The organism is Vibrio sp. 10N.222.46.A1 (genome assembly GCF_041473595.1).
Classification (GTDB): Bacteria; Pseudomonadota; Gammaproteobacteria; order Enterobacterales; family Vibrionaceae; genus Vibrio; species Vibrio tasmaniensis_A.
Window position 1 is genome coordinate 1 of the sequence record NZ_JBFRSN010000427.1, and the last position, 1,806, is coordinate 1,806.

Sequence of the window (1,806 nt, forward strand, 5' to 3'; positions counted from 1 at the left end):
GATTTTTTGTAACCACCAAATGCAGCGTGAGCTGGATACGCGTGGTAGCAGTTGACCCAAATTCGTCCAGCTTGGATATTTTTCGTCATATGTGAAATCAGATTGTTATCACGTGTCCATACCCCTGCACCTAATCCATACTCAGTACCGTTAGCGATAGCCAGTGCTTCTTCAGAGTCTTTAAATGTTGTAACAGCAACGACTGGACCAAAGATCTCTTCTTGGAAAATACGCATCTCGTTAGTTCCTTTGAAGAGAGTTGGCTCGACAAAGTAGCCATTGTCTTCATAACTCTTACCGCCAATAAGTAATTCAGCGCCTTCTTCATGACCAAGTGCGATATATTGACGGATTTTGTCAAACTGCTCTCTTGAAACCTGTGATCCGACTTGTGTATCGGTATCGAGCGGGTTTCCTTGTTTGATCGTTTTCATGCGAGTCTGTAAACGCGAAATGAAGCGATCGTAAATAGATTCTTGAATCAGAACTCGCGAAGGGCACGTACAAACTTCACCTTGATTGAAGAAAGCCAGTAGTACGCCTTCGATACACTTATCTAGATAGCTGTCTTCGTGATCAAATATATCAGCCATAAAGATGTTTGGAGACTTACCACCTAGCTCGACTGTTGATGGGATCAGGTTATCAGCGGCGCACTTAAGGATATGTTGTCCAACTTCAGTCGAACCAGTAAAGGCGATTTTTGCAATTTTTTTGTGTGTTGCAAGCGCTTGACCCGCTTCTGAACCATAGCCATTAACGATATTTATTACACCAGCAGGTACGAGATCTTCGATGAGTTCCATTAAGAACAATATCGATGCAGGAGTTTGCTCTGCTGGCTTCAAGACAACGCAACAACCTGCAGCCAGAGCTGGTGCTAGTTTCCAAGCCGCCATCAAGAGTGGAAAGTTCCATGGAATAATTTGTCCGACAACCCCAACAGGTTCAGGAAAGTGGTAGGTCATGGTTTGCGAATCCAGCTCTGAAGCAGAGCCTTCTTGGGCTCTAATGCATCCAGCAAAATAACGGAAATGGTCGACTACCAGAGGAATATCAGCGGCGAGCGTCTCGCGGACAGGTTTCCCGTTATCCCAGGTTTCAGCAATAGCAAGCATCTCAAGATTCTGTTCAATACGATCTGCGATCTTTAGTAGTATGTTCGAACGCTCAGTAACTGATGTTGAAGCCCAATCGCTTTTTGCACCATGTGCAAAATTAACTGCTAAATCGATATCTTCTTGAGTCGAAGCCGGAATTTCGCAAATTACTGAGTGGTTGATTGGAGAGGTGTTCGTAAAATACTTTCCATGTTTCGGTGCGATCCATGCTCCTCCAATGAAATTTTGATATTGTGGTTTGAAATCAACAATTGAGTTCTCAGTTCCAGGTTGTGCGTATAACATTGTCAGTTCCTTTTTTAAGATTCTGTGCATTATTATCTACTTGCCCAGAAAAAATAAAATAAGAAACCTCGTCCATAGATTTAGTTATTTTTAAATTTAACCACATAAACTCAATGGTTTATGTGTAAATGGTCGCAGTTAAAGTCCTAAATGTAAGGGGTATGTGTCGTTTTTCTAATGGTATTGAAGCTATGTAGACCAACTCAGTTAATATGGATAAAAAGCATTACCTCCATTGCATGGTAAGCAAATAGGACATATATATCCTATTTTCTGGACGTAATAGTGAGGTCTTTTTTATAATCCCATGATATTTATCGTATTTTTTTTATTGGTGCAATTGGTTTCATTATTTTATTTTAAACATATAACGTTAACATATGAGGGACGAGAACAATGA

At 40.8% G+C, this 1,806-nt stretch carries 1 protein-coding gene; it reads right to left on the reverse strand.

Annotated elements, in window-relative coordinates:
- Positions 1 to 1,406 (reverse strand): aldehyde dehydrogenase family protein (locus tag AB4496_RS13250; RefSeq protein WP_372104806.1); only part of this gene is annotated, 1,406 nt, incomplete at its 3' end.
- Positions 1,407 to 1,806: the final 400 nt, after the last annotated feature.